Source organism: Roseomonas alba, from assembly GCF_019430885.1.
Classification (GTDB): Bacteria; Pseudomonadota; Alphaproteobacteria; order Acetobacterales; family Acetobacteraceae; genus Neoroseomonas; species Neoroseomonas alba.
The window spans coordinates 1-16,408 of the sequence record NZ_JAHYBZ010000005.1 but is presented as its reverse complement, the minus strand read 5'-3'; the positions used below and the strand labels follow the sequence as shown (position 1 = coordinate 16,408).

Genomic DNA, 16,408 nt, shown 5'->3' with positions numbered 1-16,408 from the left:
GATTACCATTATGGGAAGGTCAAGGGGCGAGGATTGAATTCGCGCGCATCTTCGCCGACATGGCGGATCGCATGATCCGCCCCCTGTCCGCGGCCCTTGTCGGCCTGCTTCTTCTCCTCCGGCCGGCCCTCGCGCAGAATGAGCCATTCCGGGTCGTGAACGGTTCTGCGCAGCCTGCCACGGCGTTGCATGTGGTGCGGAGCGGACAGGCGGATTGGGGCCCGAACCTCCTCGGCCGTGGCCCACTGCCGCCGGGCCGGGCGTTCTCCCTGCGGCCACCCGAAGCCGCGGGGTGCCATTTCGATTTCCGCCTGGTGCTGCAGGACGGGCAGGAGGCGGTCCGGCGCGACGCCGATGTCTGCGCTGAACGATCCATCTCGGTCGCGCCGCCTGCCGGGCGTGATTGACGGCGGGGGCTGCGCCACCCTCATCTAGGCACCGCATGAAGCCGCCCGTCACACTCTTCCTCGCCGCCGCCGCGCTGGGTCTGGCAACCCCCCCGGCGCTGGCGCAGTCCGAGCCATTCCGCATCGTCAACCAGACGCCGGTGCCCGCGACTGCGCTGCACGCCGTGCGCAGCGGGCGGCGGGATTGGGGCGGGAACCTGTTGAACCGAGGGCCGTTGCGATCCGGCGCCCAATTCTCCCTGCGCCCGGCCGATGGCGCGGGCTGCCAGTTCGACATCCGCATGGTGCTGGCCGATGGGCAGGAGGTGGTGCGCCGCGACGCCAATATCTGCACCGAGCGCACGGTCGCGATGAGCCTGCCGCTGGGTCTCGCGCCCCGCGTTGTGCCGGGCGCCCTGCCCGACACCAAGCCGCCCGCCGAGGGCAACACCCCACCTGGGCCGGCCGGCCCGGCGACCCCGCCCGGCGCGCGGCCCAATGCGCAGGCTCGGGCCTCCTCGGGGACGGGGTTCGTCGTCGCGGAGGGCCGGGTGATGACGAACCATCATGTCATCGAGGCCTGTTCCCGGATCTTCGTCCGCAGCGCGGATGGCCGCGTCCTGCCAGTGCCTGAGCGGCCCGTCAGCGACCCGCGGCGCGACCTCGCGCTGCTGCGCGTGCCGGGCAATCCGGGGCCGGTGCTGTCCTTCCGCGCCAATCCGGTTCGCCGCGGCGAGAGTGTGGTGACCTACGGCTTCCCGCTCGCCGGATTGCTGTCGTCCGGGCCCACCCTGACAACGGGGGAGGTCAGTGCACTGTCCGGGCTCGGTGACAACCAGACGCAGTTCCAGATCAGCGCGCCGGTTCAACAGGGCAATTCTGGCGGGCCGCTGCTCGATCGGCAGGGCAATGTCGTCGGCGTGATCGTATCCAAGCTGAACGCGGCGCGCGTCGCGCAGCGGACCGGCGATATCCCGCAGAACGTGAACTTCGCGGTGAAGGGGTCCGAAGCGCTGGACTTCCTGCGCCGCAGCGGCGTGACGCCGACCATGCGCGAAAGTCCCGGCGGGGAACGCAGCGCCGCGGAGGTGGGAGAGCAGGTGCATCCCTCGACCGTGTTCATCCGCTGCGAGCGGTAATAGGCGCCGCGCGCCTCGGGGCGACCTGATGGCGTCCGCTGCGGAACCTAGAGGGGGCCTTGCCCCTCCAAACCCGGGGCCAAGAGGCCTTCCTGAGATGACCCGCTTGCTTCCGCGGGCGAAGATCGGAGCCGAACCACCCCGCCAGGGGAGATTGGATCCCCTCCCCTGGACCGCACTCCGTTGCCGCCGCGCTCCACGGCCAGCAGCACGTGGGAACCCGCCCTTGCGCATGAAAGGCGCCTGGAGGGACTGGGCGCCACCGATCTCCGGCGAGGCGGAAGCGTCTGCGCCCTCGAGAGGCGCCTCGGGCCGGGGGCGCCACGGACTGTGTTGATTGTGACTCCGCCCGGTGCCCGGACAGGGTGGGCGCTTTGCCGGAGAGGGCAACGCCCCTCCGGCAACGCACTTCAATCGCCGATCGCGCCCGAGATCCAGGACTTCAGCGCGCCCTTCGGCATGGCGCCGACCTTGGTGTCGAGTGGCTTGCCGTCCTTGAACAGGATCATCGTCGGGATGCCGCGCACCGCGTATTCGTTGGGCGTCATCGGATTGTCGTCGATGTTCACCTTCGCGATGGTCAGCTTGCCGGCGTATTCGGTCGCGATCTCGTCGAGGATCGGCGCCACCATCCGGCACGGGCCGCACCACTCGGCCCAGAAGTCCACGAGCACCGGGCCCGGCGCCTCGAGGACATCCTGCTTGAAGGTGTCGTCCGAGACGGGCTTGGTCAGGTCACCCATCGGGGGGGTCTCCATCATGGGGAGGGCGGCCGGAAGGCCGCCCAAGTTGTGACAGAGATCGTGCCTCCCTGTCACATGGTCAAGCATGCGGTGCGGCGCTCTCGGCATTGCGTCCGAACAGGCGGGATTTGATTCGCTCCCGCACCGTCTGGAACACGACGTAGAGCATCGGGATCATGAAGATGCCGACCGAGGAGGCCGCCAGCATGCCCCAGAAGACCGGGGTGCCGACGGCGCGGCGGCTGATCTCGGACGCGCCATGCGCCACCACCAGCGGGTAGAGCCCGAGGATGAAGGCGAAGGACGTCATCATCACCGCGCGGAAGCGCAGCTTCGCGCCCATCGTGGCGGCTTCGGTGATCGGCAACCCGTGGTGTTCTCGCTGTTCCTTGGCGAATTCGATGATGAGGATGCCGTTCTTCGCGGCGAGCGCGATGAGCACCACGATGCCGACCTGGGCATAGAGGTCCAGCGACAGGCCCGCCGGCCCGATCGCGATCATCGCCCCCAGCACGCCGACCGAGACGGACAGCAGAACCGGAACCGGAATGGTCCAGGATTCATACAGCCCCACCAGGAACAGGAAGGCGAAGAGCACCGCCAGCGCCAGGATCGTCCCGGTCTGGCCCGACGCCGCCTTCTCCTGGAAGGCCGTGCCCGTCCATTCGAAGGAATAGCCCGGCGGCAGGGTGGCATTCGCCACCCGCTCCATGGCGGCCAGGCCATCACCCGAGGACCGCCCCGGTGCCGGCTCGCCATTGATCGTCAGGCTGCGGACGTTGTTGTAGCGGATGACGGATTGCGGGCCGAATTCGATACGCGCCTCGGCCAGCGCCCGCAGCGGGATCATCTCGCCGTCCCGGTTGCGCACATGGACGCGATAGATGTCGGGCACCCCGGCGCGGTCCGACATCTCGGCCTGCAGGCTGACCTTCCAGGTGCGACCGTAGACGTTGAAGTCGTTCACATAGGCCCCGCCCATGGCCGAGGACAGGGCGGAGAAGATGTCCGACAGGGACAGCCCCAGCACCTGCGCCCGGTCGCGGTCGATGTCGAGGAAGACCGACGGCGTATTCGCCGCGAAGGTTGAGAAGACGCGCGTCAGCGCCGGGTCCTGGTTGGCGGCGAGCACTACGGCGCGCATCACCGCCGCCATCTCGCTGACCGGCCGGCCTTCGAGGTTCTGGAGCTGGAACTCGAAGCCGCCGGAGGTGCCGAGGCCGATGATCGGCGGCAGGTTGAAGGGAATGACCTGCGCCGGCACGACCGAGGTCTGGCGGGCGAGCGTCGCGATCAGACCGTTCACGCCGAGCGCGGGCGTGCCGCGTTCCTCGAAGGGCTTCAGCGTCAGGATCAGGAAGGCCGTGTTCGACTGCGCCAGCCCGTTCAGCATGGAATAGCCGGTGATGGTGATGACGTCCGCCACGCCGTCCATGCCCCGCGCCATCGTCTCGACCTGCTTCGCCACATCCAGCGTGCGGTTCAACGAGGCGCCCTCGGGCAGGCGAACCTCGACGAAGAAGGCGCCCTGGTCTTCCTGCGGCAGGAAGCCGGTCGGCGTACGGCTGCCCACCCCGATGATGCCGCCCATGAACAAAGCGAGCAGGGCGATGGACACGATCGCGACCCGCACCAGCCGCGCGACGATGCCGGCATAGCCGTCCCGCACCCAGTCGATGCCGCGGGAGATGCGGCCCATGATCCCCTTCTTCGGCCCGTGATGTGCCTGGAGCAGCACGCCGCACAGGGCGGGCGACAGCGTCAGCGCATTGACCGCGGAGAAGAACATGCCGACCGAGACGGTGACGGCGAATTGCCGGAACAGCTCGCCCGAGATGCCCGGGATGAAGGCGAGGGGCACGAAGACCGACAGCAGCACCAGCGTGATGGCGACGATCGGCGCGGTGATGGTCTCCATCGCCTTCTTCGTCGCATCCTTCACGGACAGCGAGTGGTCCGCCTCCATGGTCGCTTCGACCGCCTCGACCACCACGATGGCGTCATCCACCACGATGCCGATGGCCAGCACCATGGCGAGCAGCGAGACCGTGTTCGCCGAATACCCCATCGCGTTCAGCACGACGAAGGTCGCGATCAGGCTGACCGGCACCGCGATCAGCGGGATGATCGTCGCGCGGATGGACCCCAGGAACAGGAAGACCACCAGCACGACCAGCACGAAGGCCTCGATCAGGGTCTTGATGACCTCGTCGATGGTCAGCTTCACGAAGGTGGTGGTGTCGTAGTTGACCGCGTATTCCAGCCCGGCGGGGAAGCGCGCCGCCAGCCCCTGCATCGCCCGCGCGACGCCGTCCGCCGTGCCGACCGCGTTCGCGCCGGGGGCGAGGAAGATCTGGATGCCGATCGCATCCTGCCCGTTCAGCCGCGCGCCGACATCCTCGTTCCAGGCGCCGAGCTCGATGCGGGCCAGGTCACGGACCCGCAGCACGGACCCGTCCGGGTTGGCGCGGACCACGATGTTGCCGAACTCGTCCGCGGTCACCAGCCGTCCGGTGGTGCGGATGTTGAGCTGGTAGGAGGTATCGGTGCTCGCCGGCTGCGCGCCGACGCGCCCGAGCGGCGCGACCTGGTTCTGCGCCCGGATGGCGTTGACGATGTCCGCCGGCGTCAGGTTCAGCGCGGTCAGCCGGTCGGTCTGGAACCAGATGCGCATGGCGTAGTCGCGCTGCCCGAACATGATCGCATCGCCCACGCCAGGGACGCGCTTCAGCACGTCCATGATGTTGATCGTCACGTAGTTCGAGATGAACAGGTTGTCCTGCGCCCCGTTGGCGGACCGCAGCGTGATGACCTGCAGCAGCGCCGAGGACTTCTTCCGCACCGAGATGCCCTGGCGCTGCACTTCCTCCGGCAACTGCGCCAGGGCGAGCTGCACGCGGTTGTTCACGTTGGTCGTATTCTGGTCCGGATCGGTGCCGACCGCGAAGCTGACGGACAGCGAGTAGGACCCGTCATTGCCGCTGGTGGACCGCATGTAGATCATGTTGTCCACGCCGTTGACCTGGCTTTCGATCGGCTGGGCGACCGTCGCCTCGACCACCTCGGCCGAAGCGCCCGGATAGGTCGCCGTCACCGTCACCTGCGGCGGGACGATGTCGGGGAACTGCGCCACCGGGATCGAGCGCAGCGCGACGATGCCGGCGATGGTCATGACGATGGCGATGACGACCGCGAGGCGCGGCCGATCGACGAAGACCTTGCTGATCATCGGTTCAGCCGCCGCGCGCGGCGTTGGCCGGCACCGCCCCGCTGGGCGGGGCTTCCTGCGGCCGCGGGGAGACCGGCTGGCCTGGCCGGGCGCGCTGCGACCCTTCGGTGATGATGAGTTGCCCGACCTCAAGCCCCTCGGTCACCACCACCTGGCCGGCGGGGCCCTGCGCTGTCTTGATGCGCTTCACCTCGACCCTGTTGTCGGCGCCGACCACCAGCACGAAGGGACCCTGCTGGTCGATCTGGAGGGCCGATTGCGGGATGACGATGGCCTCGGTCGGGTTCGAGGATTCGATCACCACGGCGATCGCCTGGCCGTCCGTCAACAACCTCTGCGGATTGGGCACCACCGCCTGGACCAGCACCGAATCGGTGGACCGGTTCGCCGCGACGTCGATGAACTCGATGCGCCCGGCCTCGGGCATCAGCGTTCCATCCGGCAGGCGGGCGCGCACCTTTACTTCACGGCGCACCGCTTCCGGCCCGTCGCGACGGACCTGCAGCAGTTCCCGCTGCGTCACCGGGAAGGTCAGGCGGATCGGATCCTCCCGCACAACGGTCACCAGCACGCCCGAATCGGGTCCGACGAGATTGCCGGGGCTGAGCGGCGACCGCCCCGCGCGCCCGTCGAAGGGCACGCGGATCTCGGTATAGCCATACTGGATCTGCGCCTGTTCGAGCTGCGCGCGAGCGGCGTCGAGATTACCTTTCGCCTCGCCCTCGGCGGCGATCCGCTCATCCAGTGTCGATTGCGGAATATTGTTCGTCCGCACCAGATCCCGCCCGCGCTGCACCTGAAGTGTGGCGTTGCGGTATTCCGCCTCGGCGCGTTCGACCTGTGCCTGGCGCAGGGCGACCTCGGCGGCGAAGGGCGGCTGTTCCAGCGTGAACAGCACCTCGCCCGCCTTCACCATGTCGCCTTCAGTGAAGTGGCGGGTGACGAGAAAGGCGGTGACGCGCGCGCGCACATCCACCTTGTCGATCGCCTCGACCCGCCCGATGAACTCTACGGTCGGGGAGATCGACTGGCGCGCCACCGGCATGACGAAGACGGCCGGCGGTACGGCAGCCTGCTGCGGTGGAGCATCGGACTTCTCGCAGGCCACCAGCGGCAGGCCCAGTGCCCCGACGATGCCCAGGGCAGCCAGCAGCCCACCCTTGCCGCGCATGCGCCCCACAGCCACACCCGTCATGCAGACCATCCTATCCGTCGGATCACGCCCCGTGACGGCAGCGCGTTCGTTCCATACTCGCACGCCTGCGGGGGGTGCGGAACACCCGCCGGATTTCGTCCCCTCGCCGCGGCGTGCTACGGCCGCAGCCGTGACCGAGTCGACACGTCCCGCCCGATGGCCAAGCGCCTGATCCGCCACCCCCTGATGCAGGGGCTGCTGGCGCAACTGGTGGCGCTGTATCTGCGCCTGGTCTGGGCCACCACGCGCTGGACGCTGATTGGCGAGGAGCACGCCCGCCCTTTCGCCGACCGGCCGATGATCCTGGCCTTCTGGCACGAACGCCTGCCGCTCGCGGCACTCGGCTGGAAGCTGCTGGCGCAGCGCGTGCCGCAGCAGGGCGGACGGCGGGCACAGGTGCTCATCTCCCGCCACCGGGACGGGCGGCTGATCGCAGCGGCGGTGAAGCCCTTCGGCATCGACGTGGTGCATGCCTCCTCCTCCAAGGGCGGCGCCTCCGGCCTGCGCGGGCTGGCGCGTATCCTGTCCGGCGGCGGCGTCGCGGTGATCACACCGGACGGGCCGCGCGGGCCGGCGCGGGTGGCGGCCCCGGGCGTGGCGCAGCTCGCCGCGCTGTCAGGCGTGACGGTGCTGCCCTGTGCCGTGGCCTCGACCCGCATGCGCCTCGCCCGGTCCTGGGACCGGATGCGGTTTCCCCTGCCCTTTGCGCGGGGCTTCGCGATGGTCGGGGAGCCGGTCGAGGTGACGCGTGAAAACGCGGAGGCCGCGCTGGCGGCGATCGAGGCCGCGCTGACCGAGGCCTGCGACCAGGTCGATGCGATGGCCGGGGCATGAATGGGGCGCGCGCAGCGGTGAGGGGCTTTGCCCCTCTCCGGACCTCACCCCACCAAAGGCCACAGGGCCTTTGGAAACCGATACTTGGCGCTGTGCGGTCCTGGCGGGAGAAGCACCGAGACTCGCGTTTGCGCGCAGAGCGCGCTTCGAGGCGAACGGCCGGCGCTTTCTGCCCGGCGCCAGGTTCCCGCGCTGCAAGGGCTCCAAGCACCAGGGGCACCCATTGGCGCTGCAAAGCAACGTCGATGGGAAGCCCGTGGCGGGGTGGTTTGGGGGGGGCGAGCCCCTCCAATGTCCTCCGGCAGCAGCATCGAGGCCGTCAGAAGGGCCCTGGAAGATTCCTCTTGGGCGCCGCGCGGGGCGGACATTTCGCGTTCCCGCAACGCGTTCCGTGCCGCAGTGCGGGTCCGGTCGCCGGGCTTGCCCACGGAGCCCGGCGCCAGGTCACGGCTTCCAAAGGCCGTGGACCTCTGGCGGGGTGGTTTGGAGGGGTAGGGCCCCTCCAAGGGCGCGCCCGATGAGCCCAGTCGCCTGCGCCTGGCACTGGCTCGCCATCGCGGCCTCGCCCCTGGTGCCAACCTATCTCCGCCGTCGTGTCCGGCGCGGCAAGGAGCTGCTCGATCGGCTCCCGGAACGCTTCGGCGCCGAGGCCGCGCGGCCGCCGGGACCATTGCTCTGGCTCCATGCCGCGAGCGTTGGGGAAATGCTGTCCCTGCTGCCTCTGCTGGAAGCCCTGGGTGGGGCCGCGCCGACGCTTTCCTTCCTCGTCACCACCGGGACGGTGACTTCGGCGACGCTGCTGGGCCGCCGGGTGCCGCCGGCGCTGGCGCCGCGCATGATCCATCGCTTCGTGCCGCTCGATGTGCCGCGCTGGGTGGGGCGCTTCCTCGACGGATGGCGGCCCAACGCCGCGGTTTTCGTCGAATCCGAACTGTGGCCGAACCTGATCGCGGCGGCGCAGGCGCGCGGCGTGCCATTGGCGCTGGTCAACGGGCGGATGTCCGAGATCTCGGCGCGCTGGTGGGGCCGCGCGCCGGGTTTCGCGCGCGGCGTCCTGCAATCGTTCCGGATGGTGCTGGCGCAGACCGAGGCCGACGCCGCGCGGTTCCGGGCCCTGGGCGCCTCGGCGCAAAGCTGGGGCAACCTGAAATACGCGGCGCCGCCGCTGCCGGTGGATGGGGCGGAGCTTGCCCGGATGCGCGGCCTGCTGGGCGATCGTCCGGTCTGGCTCGCGGCCAGCACCCATCCGGGCGAGGAGACGATGGCCGTCGCCGCCCATCGCCACCTGGCCGAACGATGGCCGGACCTCCTCACCATCATCGTGCCGCGCCACCCCGAACGGGGCGCCGAGATTGCCGCGCTCGCCGCGGACCTGCCCGTGGCGCGACGGGCTGCCGGCCAGGACCCGGGGCCGGAAACCGCCATCCTGGTGGCCGACACGCTGGGGGAGCTCGGGCTGTTCTATCGCCTCGCGGCGACGGCCTTCGTGGGCGGGTCCCTGGTGCCGCATGGCGGGCAGAATCCGCTGGAACCGGCGCGGCTTGGCTGCCCTGTCCTGGTCGGGCCGCATATCGGGAATTTCGTCGAGGTCTATGACCGGCTCGACAGGGTCGGGGGAGTGACCTGGATCGATGCCGGAACAGACCCCGCGGCCGCACTGGCCGAAGCGGTGAACGCCATGCTAACGGTACCGGACCGGGGGCGGTCTCAGGCCGAGGCCGCCGCCGGGATGGCGGCCGAGGAGGCCGGATTGCCCGAACGGATCGCCGCGGCGCTGCTGCCGCTGCTGTCCCTGCGGGAAGCGCCGGCCGCCGGGCCGGCAGGTGGGGCGATGGCGTTGCCGGAACAATCCGGTGCGCCGGAGTCGGGGATTTAGGACGACAGGACCAGATGCGCGCTCCCGAGTTCTGGAGCGGCGGGAATGGGGGGCTCGCGCCGATCCTGCTCTCGCCCTTCTCTGCCCTCTATGCTGCCGCGACGGCGCGGAGGATGACCCGCACCGGCTGGCAGGCGCCGGTGCCGGTCATCTGCTGCGGCAATGCCACGGCCGGTGGCGCCGGGAAGACCACGGTCGCGCTCGATATCGGACGGCGGCTCGGCAATCGCGGGATCAACGCGCATTTCCTGATGCGCGGCTATGGTGGGCGGATCAAGGCGCCCACGCGGGTCGATCCGGCGGTGCACGACAGCACCGCGGTGGGTGACGAGGCTCTGCTGCTCGCCGCCGAACGCCCGACCTGGGTCGCCGCGGATCGCGGCGCCGGTGCGCGTGCCGCGGTCGCTGCCGGGGCGCAGGCCATCGTCATGGATGATGGGCTGCAGAACCCGACGCTCGAGAAGGATCTGTCGCTGCTGGTCGTCGACGGGTCCTACGGTTTCGGCAATGGCCGCGTGATTCCGGCCGGACCGCTGCGCGAACCCGTGGCCGCCGCCGCCGCCCGCGCCCGCGCCGCCGTGCTGATCGGCACGGATGAAACCGATGCGCTGGCGCAGCTTCCGCCCGGCCTGCCGGTGCTGCGGGCGAAGCTGGTCCCGGGACCGGAGGGCGAGCTGCTCGCCGGCCAGCCGGTGTTCGCGTTCTGCGGCATCGCCAATCCGCGCAAGTTCTTCGCGACGCTGCAGGAGACCGGGGCCTTCCTCGCCGGTCGCCAGGCCTATGCCGACCACTATCCCTTCGACGAAGGCGACCTGCGCGACCTGCTGGCCGAAGCGGAAAGCCTGCGCGCCACCCCGGTGACGACGCGCAAGGATTTCGTGCGCATCCCGCCCGCCTTCCGCAACCGCGTGACCGTGGTGACGGTGCGGCTGGAATGGGATGAACCGGTCGCGATCGAGCAATTGCTGGACCCGATCGCAGCCCGCGTGCCGGTACCGGCGTAGGCTGCTGCCCCTCACCCCAGTCGCCGGGTCCCGACCATTACCGCCGACAGCATGGCAAACAGCACCAGCGCGCCGGCGAGGAGCGCAAGGCTTTCCAGCCGCAGCACCACATAGAGAAAGCCGAACAGCGCCGCGAGCACGCCGGCGAAGATCACCGCCAGCCGCGCCCGGCCGGTCACCGCGGCTGTGTAGAGGCTCGCCTGGCCCATCACCATTGCCGTGCTGATCGCATAGGCCAAGCCGAAGCCCGCCGGTTCGGCGATGGCAAGCAGCAGCAGCGGGAACAGCACCATCGACAGGCCGAGCAGCCCATACTGCACCAGATGGATGTGCAGCCCTGCCGTCAGCTCGAACAGCCAATAAACCATCATGGCGAGCAGCACGAAGAGTGCCGCGTATTTCGCGCTGCGCTGGATCATGCGGTAGGTCTGCACGGGTTCCAGCAGCGCGACGCCCATGGCGGCGGGCAGGCCGATCGTGCCGGCGCAGAAGGTCGCGGGCAGGCGCATGGCACGTTCGGCCCGGCCGCCGGCCCATTCGGCGCGGAAGCCGGTCTCGTCCGACGTGGCGCGCAGCGGCAGGCCGGCACCGACATAGCTCGGCGTGTTCCAATCGCTCTGCGCGGTGAAGCGCGCGCGCTGTGCGACGGGGACGAATTCCAGGGAGCCGGTGCCGCGCAGTTCCATCGTACCGCTGAAGCTGCTGCCGGGGACCGGCGGACCGTCCAGGTCGAGCGGCCAGCGCAGCTCATCCATCCCGCGGCACTGTGCGGCGCCGTCGCCGCGCGCGGTCAGGGTTCGGTCGCCCCAGCGCAGGCTTGGCGCCTCCGTCGAAGGCCGCTGATCGCTCGCCGCCGTGACGAGGAAGGCACCGCGCCAGTCGAGTTCCGCCTCGGACGGCAGGGCCTCCGCGATATCGCCGAAGCGGCCGGAGATCTCGATGCGCGCGGTGTAGACGGCAGCCTCGAACAGGCCGCGCCGGCGGCGTTCGGGGGCGAGCGTCGCAGTCATGGCGAGGTCGCTTGCCGGGATGGCGAGGGTGCCGCGTTCCCAGCCATCCGGGCTACGCAGACTGGGGCTGCGATAGGGGACGGCGAGCAGCGGCCCCAGCACCGTCTGCGCGCGGCCCCAGGCCAGGCTGATCTCCTGCCGCGCGTCCTCCTGTCGCTGTTCACGTTCGGCGACCAGGTTCGAGACGAGGAATTGCGGGATCAGCAGCCCCGCCATGATGGCGCAGATCATCGCGATCTTCAGCCCCGCTGGGCCGATGAGGGGCTTGTCGGGCGCGGCTTGCGGCGTGTCAGCCAGGTCCATGGTGTCGGACATGCGGTCGGGTTCCCTGTCTCCGGGTTGCCCGATCACCCTGCCGCCGCCGCATGCAGCGGCTGTGTCGCGCCCTTGCAGCCGCGCAGGATGTTTGGTGCAAATACGGTGCAGACCACGGCGACCGCACCCCTATGCCGACCATCCTGATCGCCGATGACGATCCGCATATCCGCAACGTCATCCGCTTCGCCCTGGCGCGTGATGGGCTGACGGTGCTGGAAGCCGCCGACGGCGCCGCGGCGCTCGACCTGGTGGCACGAGAAAAGCCGGACCTGCTCGTGCTCGACGTCATGATGCCGGAGATGGACGGGACGGAGCTGTGTCGCCGCCTGCGCCGCGACAGCGACGTGCCGATCATCTTCCTCTCCTCGCGCGACGAGGAACTCGATCGCGTGCTGGGGCTCGAGCTCGGCGGCGACGACTACATGACCAAGCCCTTCAGCCCACGCGAGCTGGTCGCCCGCGTGCGAGCGGTGCTGCGTCGCCGCGACGGCCGCGCTGTGCCGCCGGCCGCCGCACCGCTGCGTCGCGGGGCTCTGAGCCTCGACCTCGAACGCTTCGAGGCGCGCTGGGGCGACCAGTCCATCCCGCTGACCGTCACCGAGTTCCGCCTGCTGCACGCCATGGCCGCGCATCCCGGGCGCGTCTTCACGCGCGACGTGCTGATGGCCGCCGCACATGCCGATGCGCGTATCGTCAGCGACCGCACGGTCGACAGCCATGTGCGGCACCTGCGGGCGAAGCTGGCCGCGGTGGAGGCGACGCCGATCGAGACGGTGCACGGGCTGGGCTATCGCTTTCGACGTGGCGACTGAGGCGATGAGCGGGGGTCCGCTGGCGGCACTTCCGCGAGGTGGATGTTCTGTGCGCGTCGGGCGACGGAGAGGGGCTTTGCCCCTCTCCGAACCTCACCCCACCAAAGGCCGAAAGGCCTTTGGAAACCTCGACCTGGCGCCGTGCGCTCCTGTCGGAATGGCGCCGAAGTCCGCATTTGCGCACGAAGCGCGCCTGGCGGGCGAGGCTTGTCCGTCAGATCCGGTGCGAAGTGATTGCGGTCCAGGATGTCCCGCATCCACAGGCATCCTGCGGCGTTGCGAAGCGCCGTCCATGGGACCCCGATGGCGCGGTGGTTCGGCGGGGCAGAGCCGCTCTGATTCGTATCTCGGCGAAAGCAACCGGGTCATCAGAAGGGCTTCTGCGAACCTCCATCCGGCACTGGGGAGAGCGGCCGCACCATGCCAGCGACGGACGCGCCGCGCGGCGCGCGCCAATGCTCGCTCTCCCATGGCGCCGCCCCGACGCGCCCGGCGCCAAGTGATGGTTTCCAAAGGCCTTGTGACCTTTGGCGGGGAGAGGTTTGGAGAGGGGCGGAGCCCCTCTCCAATCGCCAGTGCCCACCGATGACCAAGCCGCGCATCCGCACCGTCCTGCTGTTGGTGAATCTGGTCCTGCTCGCCTTGCCGCTGGGTGGGTTGTGGATGCTGCGCCTGTATGAGAGCGCGCTCGTCCGCCAGACGGAAACCGAGCTCGTTGCCCAGGCGGCGGTGATCGGCGCCGCCTATCGCGTCGCCTGGCTGGAGGAGGCGGGAGCGGAGGCGCCATCCCTGCTCGCCAGCCTGCCGGTGCGGCCGCAGCCGGAGGGCTGGGCGCCGCGCTATGCGACGCTCGACCTGGCGCGCGACCCCATGCTCCCGCCGCCGCCCGATGCCGCGACGCCTCCCGATCCGGCGAGTGCCGTCGCCCGTGCCGCCGGGGCGGCGCTGACGCCCGTCCTGGCGGAGGCGCAGCGCGTGACCCTCGCGGCCATGCGCGTGACGGATGAGGCGGGCGTGGTGGTGGCGAGCACAGGCGGCGAGGGCGGGCTGTCCCTGCTGGCGCTGGAGGAGGTTGCGGCGGCGCTGAGCGGCGAGGCCGCCGCGCGGGTCCGGGCGCGGCGCGAGGTCGCGGACGTCGCGAGTTCGGGTTCCATCAGCCGGGCGGCGGCGTTCCGGGTGTTCGTCGCGCTGCCGGTGCGGGCGGGGGATCACGTGATCGGGGCGGTTCTGCTGTCGCGCACGCCGTCCTCCATCCGGCAGGCGCTGTATGGCAAGCGGTGGGAACTGGCGGCGCTGGCGTTGGGGCTGCTGGCGGTGGCGGCGGCGCTGGCGGGATTCACCGCCTTTACGGTCAGCCGGCCGATCCGGGCAGTGGCGGATCAGGCGCGGGCGGTGGCGTCGGGGGCGCGCGTGGAGCCTCGGCGCCTGCGCCGCAGCGCGGTGCGCGAGGCGGATGAGCTTGCGGCCGCGATCGCCAGCATCGCTCAGACGCTGGAACGGCGCGCGGACTACATCGGTGAGTTCGCGACGGCAGTGAGCCACGAGTTCAAGACGCCGCTCGCCGCGCTGCGCGGGGCACTGGAACTGCTGCAGGACCATGGCGCGACGATGAGCGCGGCGGAACGTGCCGCGTTCCTGGACCAGGCGATGGCGGATGTGACGCGGCTTGATCGACTGACGCGGCGGCTGTTGGAACTCGCCCGTGCCGAGGCGCCGCGCGCCCATGCGCCGGAACGTGCCGATGTGGCGACGGTGGCGGTTGAGGCCGCCGCGACTTATGGCGACCTGGTCTCGCTGTCGGGGGCGCAGGGCGTCACGGCGGCGATCGCACCGGACGCACTGCGCAGCATCCTCGGCATGTTGTTCGAGAATGTGCGGCAGCACGCAGGGCCGGGTGCGCGCTGCACGGTGGCCTGGTCGGTGGCAGACGGCGTGGCGCGGGTGGCGGTGCGCGACGACGGGCACGGCATCTCGGCGGCGAATGCAGCGCGCATCTTCGATCGCTTCTTCACCACGGCGCGGGGGGCGGGTGGCACGGGGCTTGGCCTCGCCATTGCGCGCAGCCTCGCCGAGGCGGTGGGCGGGCGACTGTCCCTGGCGCCGGCCGAACGCGGCACCGCCTTCCTGCTGACGCTGCCCGCGGCGGGGTAAGCACCCGAGCCTACGGGCGCGCCGAACCGTGGGCCGGGTCGGTCTCCCCGCAGCCGATCAAAGCACGGGCGGCGAGTCGGAGAAGGGTCTGTCGCATGCCGGCACCATGGGCAGCGACCGTGAACAGGCGGGAAACTGGCGGGCCACTGCCGCGAGCCGCGGGAGGGGCGATCACCGTCCCGCGCCGACGCGATCAGAGGGCGTCCCGATCACAGCCGCACCAGAAGGACAGGGGGATCCGCCTAGCTTCGAAGGTTGCGTCGCGACGGGGGCTCAACATCTGGCACTGCCTGAAGCAGTGCGCGGGTCAATTGCGGATCATCCGCGATCTGGCGAAGTAGCCCGCCCAAAGCGGGACGAAGGGCGTTCGCAGCGTTGCTGCCGTTCATGATCTGCACGTTTGGTAGCTGGTAATTGCCGTTGAACACCCGCGCATAGAGATTGCGCCCGTCTGCCGCGACGACGGTCACACTGGCCGTGACCTGGGCATTGGCGGTAGCTGACCAAAACCCCGTGTCGAACGTGCTGTAGAACCGCGACAACTCCACTCGGATCGTGGCCCCGCCAGGACCATCTCTGAACCCTTGCTCCCGCAGGATCTCAACGATCCCTTCGCGGACCTCCGCGACGACATCGTTCGACGCGATGATATCGGCGCCACGCATGCCGTAGCCGTTCTTCTTGTGGCTGATCTCGCGCTCCTGCCTGGCATCGGAAGTGGTCACCGTGACCATGATCCGATCGGCGCCAGGCACGGCCACAACAGGTGTCGAGGGGCGCCGGATATCGACGCTGTCGACCGTCCAAGCACAGCCGCTGGTAAGCAAAAGAACAAGCGGGGCCACGAAGCGCAGCATGGGGGTTCCCTCTCGCGATTGCGTGAAGGATAATCGGTTGAGTAACCTCTCCACAATGTGCGCCACAGGGGCGAACCTGGCGCACTGGCTGCGCGCGCACCAGCATCAGCTCCCAACCGATCAGCCGGCGGATGGCCCGCAACAGTCCGGAGATGGCATCGCCCGAATGCATAGAAGCGCCCGATGCGGCGGATCACCGCGCGGCCTTGTCAGCAGACTTGGATCGGCAGCTAAAATTTCCGAAGGGTCCGCTAGGGGTCCGCAGAACTGCATGAAATGCGGTGAGGAGCCGAAAGCCATGCCGGGTGAGGGATTCGAACCCCCGACCTTCGGTTTACAAAACCGCTGCACTACCGCTGTGCTAACCCGGCGCGCACGCTTGGTGTAGCAGAGCATCCGAGCGCGGCAACCCGGTCGAATTCTCGATTCGGCGTCTCCGCCGTCCAATCTGCCAAGGGTTGCCTCACCCCCCGATGCGTCTGTCCCCCCGAGACCGCCAGCCGCCGCCAGCGCCCGCCGCGCTTTCGGTGCCTGAGCCGCCAGGCCCCCTGGCGACGCGGCGCCGTGCGCGGCGGACGATGCGCTGGTCGGCGCTGGTCTCGGCGCTGCTGCATTTGGCTTTCTTTTTGGCGGTCCTTCTCGAGATCGACCCGCGCAGCAAGCCGCAGCAAGAACTTCCGCCGCCTTCCTTTGCCGTCGTGTTCCAGGGAGGCGCCGACCAGGCGCCGCGTGGCGCCGAGGCGCCCGAGGAAGCGCCGACCCCCGAAATCGCCGCGCCGCCCGCACCGCCGCCACCCCAGCCCGCGCCGCCGCCGGCGCCCGCGGCACCCGCCGCGCCGCCGACCCCGCCCGCC

13 protein-coding genes and 1 tRNA gene are annotated in these 16,408 nt (G+C 70.0%); 8 read left to right on the top strand and 6 right to left on the bottom strand.

Features of this window, described 5'->3' with window-relative positions; translation table 11 throughout:
• The first annotated feature begins 71 nt into the window (after positions 1-71).
• Together KPL78_RS14695 and KPL78_RS14690 are read left to right on the top strand one after the other, a co-directional pair.
• Positions 72-407: a hypothetical protein gene (locus KPL78_RS14695; protein WP_219763735.1), complete on the top strand. Its 336-nt coding sequence runs from the start codon at positions 72-74 to the stop codon at positions 405-407.
• A 35-nt stretch (positions 408-442) separates the two neighbouring features.
• Complete coding sequence (locus tag KPL78_RS14690; RefSeq protein ID WP_219763734.1) at positions 443-1,525, top strand: S1C family serine protease; 1,083 nt, start codon at positions 443-445, stop codon at positions 1,523-1,525.
• A 410-nt stretch (positions 1,526-1,935) separates the two neighbouring features.
• Here the strand turns inward: KPL78_RS14690 and trxA are convergent, their stop codons facing one another.
• The 3 genes from trxA to KPL78_RS14675 all read right to left on the bottom strand — a co-directional run bounded on the left by trxA (position 1,936) and on the right by KPL78_RS14675 (position 6,692).
• Positions 1,936-2,268, bottom strand: a complete 333-nt coding sequence (gene trxA / locus KPL78_RS14685; RefSeq protein ID WP_219763733.1) for a thioredoxin TrxA — start codon at positions 2,266-2,268, stop codon at positions 1,936-1,938.
• Positions 2,269-2,347: 79 nt separating this feature from the next.
• The gene (locus KPL78_RS14680) at positions 2,348-5,497 is read right to left on the bottom strand and encodes an efflux RND transporter permease subunit (protein ID WP_219763732.1); all 3,150 of its coding nucleotides are present in this window, start codon (positions 5,495-5,497) and stop codon (positions 2,348-2,350) included.
• Between the two features lie 4 nt (positions 5,498-5,501).
• Positions 5,502-6,692, bottom strand: coding sequence for an efflux RND transporter periplasmic adaptor subunit (locus tag KPL78_RS14675; RefSeq protein ID WP_219763731.1), 1,191 nt, complete (start codon positions 6,690-6,692; stop codon positions 5,502-5,504).
• 156 nt (positions 6,693-6,848) lie between these two features.
• On the opposite strand from KPL78_RS14675, the gene KPL78_RS14670 reads away from it, so the two are divergent.
• The 3 genes from KPL78_RS14670 (at position 6,849) to lpxK (ending at position 10,406) form a co-directional block, all read left to right on the top strand.
• Positions 6,849-7,526, top strand: coding sequence for a lysophospholipid acyltransferase family protein (locus KPL78_RS14670; RefSeq protein ID WP_219763730.1), 678 nt, complete (start codon positions 6,849-6,851; stop codon positions 7,524-7,526).
• 517 nt (positions 7,527-8,043) lie between these two features.
• Positions 8,044-9,402: a 3-deoxy-D-manno-octulosonic acid transferase gene (locus tag KPL78_RS14665; protein WP_219763729.1), complete on the top strand. Its 1,359-nt coding sequence runs from the start codon at positions 8,044-8,046 to the stop codon at positions 9,400-9,402.
• 14 nt (positions 9,403-9,416) lie between these two features.
• Positions 9,417-10,406 (top strand): tetraacyldisaccharide 4'-kinase, encoded by a 990-nt coding sequence (gene lpxK / locus KPL78_RS14660; RefSeq protein WP_219763728.1) that lies wholly within the window; start codon positions 9,417-9,419, stop codon positions 10,404-10,406.
• 11 nt (positions 10,407-10,417) lie between these two features.
• On the opposite strand, the gene creD is transcribed toward lpxK, so the two are convergent.
• Entirely contained in the window at positions 10,418-11,731 is a 1,314-nt protein-coding gene (gene creD / locus KPL78_RS14655; protein WP_219763727.1) for a cell envelope integrity protein CreD, read from the bottom strand.
• 131 nt (positions 11,732-11,862) lie between these two features.
• Here creD and KPL78_RS14650 point away from each other — a divergent pair, with 131 nt between their 5' ends.
• Both KPL78_RS14650 and KPL78_RS14645 read left to right on the top strand, forming a co-directional pair.
• A complete protein-coding gene (locus tag KPL78_RS14650) occupies positions 11,863-12,546 on the top strand; it encodes a response regulator transcription factor (RefSeq protein ID WP_219763726.1) in 684 nt (227 codons plus the stop codon).
• A 585-nt stretch (positions 12,547-13,131) separates the two neighbouring features.
• Positions 13,132-14,697: a sensor histidine kinase gene (locus KPL78_RS14645; protein ID WP_219763725.1), complete on the top strand. Its 1,566-nt coding sequence runs from the start codon at positions 13,132-13,134 to the stop codon at positions 14,695-14,697.
• A gap of 242 nt (positions 14,698-14,939) precedes the next feature.
• Here KPL78_RS14645 and KPL78_RS14640 read toward each other — a convergent pair whose 3' ends face one another.
• Together KPL78_RS14640 and KPL78_RS14635 are read right to left on the bottom strand one after the other, a co-directional pair.
• Positions 14,940-15,554 (bottom strand): YajG family lipoprotein, encoded by a 615-nt coding sequence (locus KPL78_RS14640; RefSeq protein WP_219763724.1) that lies wholly within the window; start codon positions 15,552-15,554, stop codon positions 14,940-14,942.
• A 299-nt stretch (positions 15,555-15,853) separates the two neighbouring features.
• Positions 15,854-15,925, bottom strand: a tRNA-Thr gene (locus tag KPL78_RS14635).
• 207 nt (positions 15,926-16,132) lie between these two features.
• Here KPL78_RS14635 and KPL78_RS14630 point away from each other — a divergent pair.
• Positions 16,133-16,408 (top strand): hypothetical protein (locus KPL78_RS14630; RefSeq protein ID WP_219763723.1); only part of this gene is annotated, 276 nt, incomplete at its 3' end.

Excerpts from the sequence above, each read along its gene's own strand:
- KPL78_RS14695 (WP_219763735.1), top strand. The coding sequence starts at position 72 with ATGATCCGCCCCCTGTCCGCGGCCCTTGTCGGCCTGCTTCTTCTCCTC.
- KPL78_RS14690 (WP_219763734.1), top strand. The coding sequence starts at position 443 with ATGAAGCCGCCCGTCACACTCTTCCTCGCCGCCGCCGCGCTGGGTCTG.
- trxA (WP_219763733.1), bottom strand. The coding sequence starts at position 2,268 with ATGGGTGACCTGACCAAGCCCGTCTCGGACGACACCTTCAAGCAGGAT.
- KPL78_RS14680 (WP_219763732.1), bottom strand. The coding sequence starts at position 5,497 with ATGATCAGCAAGGTCTTCGTCGATCGGCCGCGCCTCGCGGTCGTCATC.
- KPL78_RS14675 (WP_219763731.1), bottom strand. The coding sequence starts at position 6,692 with ATGACGGGTGTGGCTGTGGGGCGCATGCGCGGCAAGGGTGGGCTGCTG.
- KPL78_RS14670 (WP_219763730.1), top strand. The coding sequence starts at position 6,849 with ATGGCCAAGCGCCTGATCCGCCACCCCCTGATGCAGGGGCTGCTGGCG.
- KPL78_RS14665 (WP_219763729.1), top strand. The coding sequence starts at position 8,044 with ATGAGCCCAGTCGCCTGCGCCTGGCACTGGCTCGCCATCGCGGCCTCG.
- lpxK (WP_219763728.1), top strand. The coding sequence starts at position 9,417 with ATGCGCGCTCCCGAGTTCTGGAGCGGCGGGAATGGGGGGCTCGCGCCG.
- creD (WP_219763727.1), bottom strand. The coding sequence starts at position 11,731 with ATGTCCGACACCATGGACCTGGCTGACACGCCGCAAGCCGCGCCCGAC.
- KPL78_RS14650 (WP_219763726.1), top strand. The coding sequence starts at position 11,863 with ATGCCGACCATCCTGATCGCCGATGACGATCCGCATATCCGCAACGTC.
- KPL78_RS14645 (WP_219763725.1), top strand. The coding sequence starts at position 13,132 with ATGACCAAGCCGCGCATCCGCACCGTCCTGCTGTTGGTGAATCTGGTC.
- KPL78_RS14640 (WP_219763724.1), bottom strand. The coding sequence starts at position 15,554 with ATGCTGCGCTTCGTGGCCCCGCTTGTTCTTTTGCTTACCAGCGGCTGT.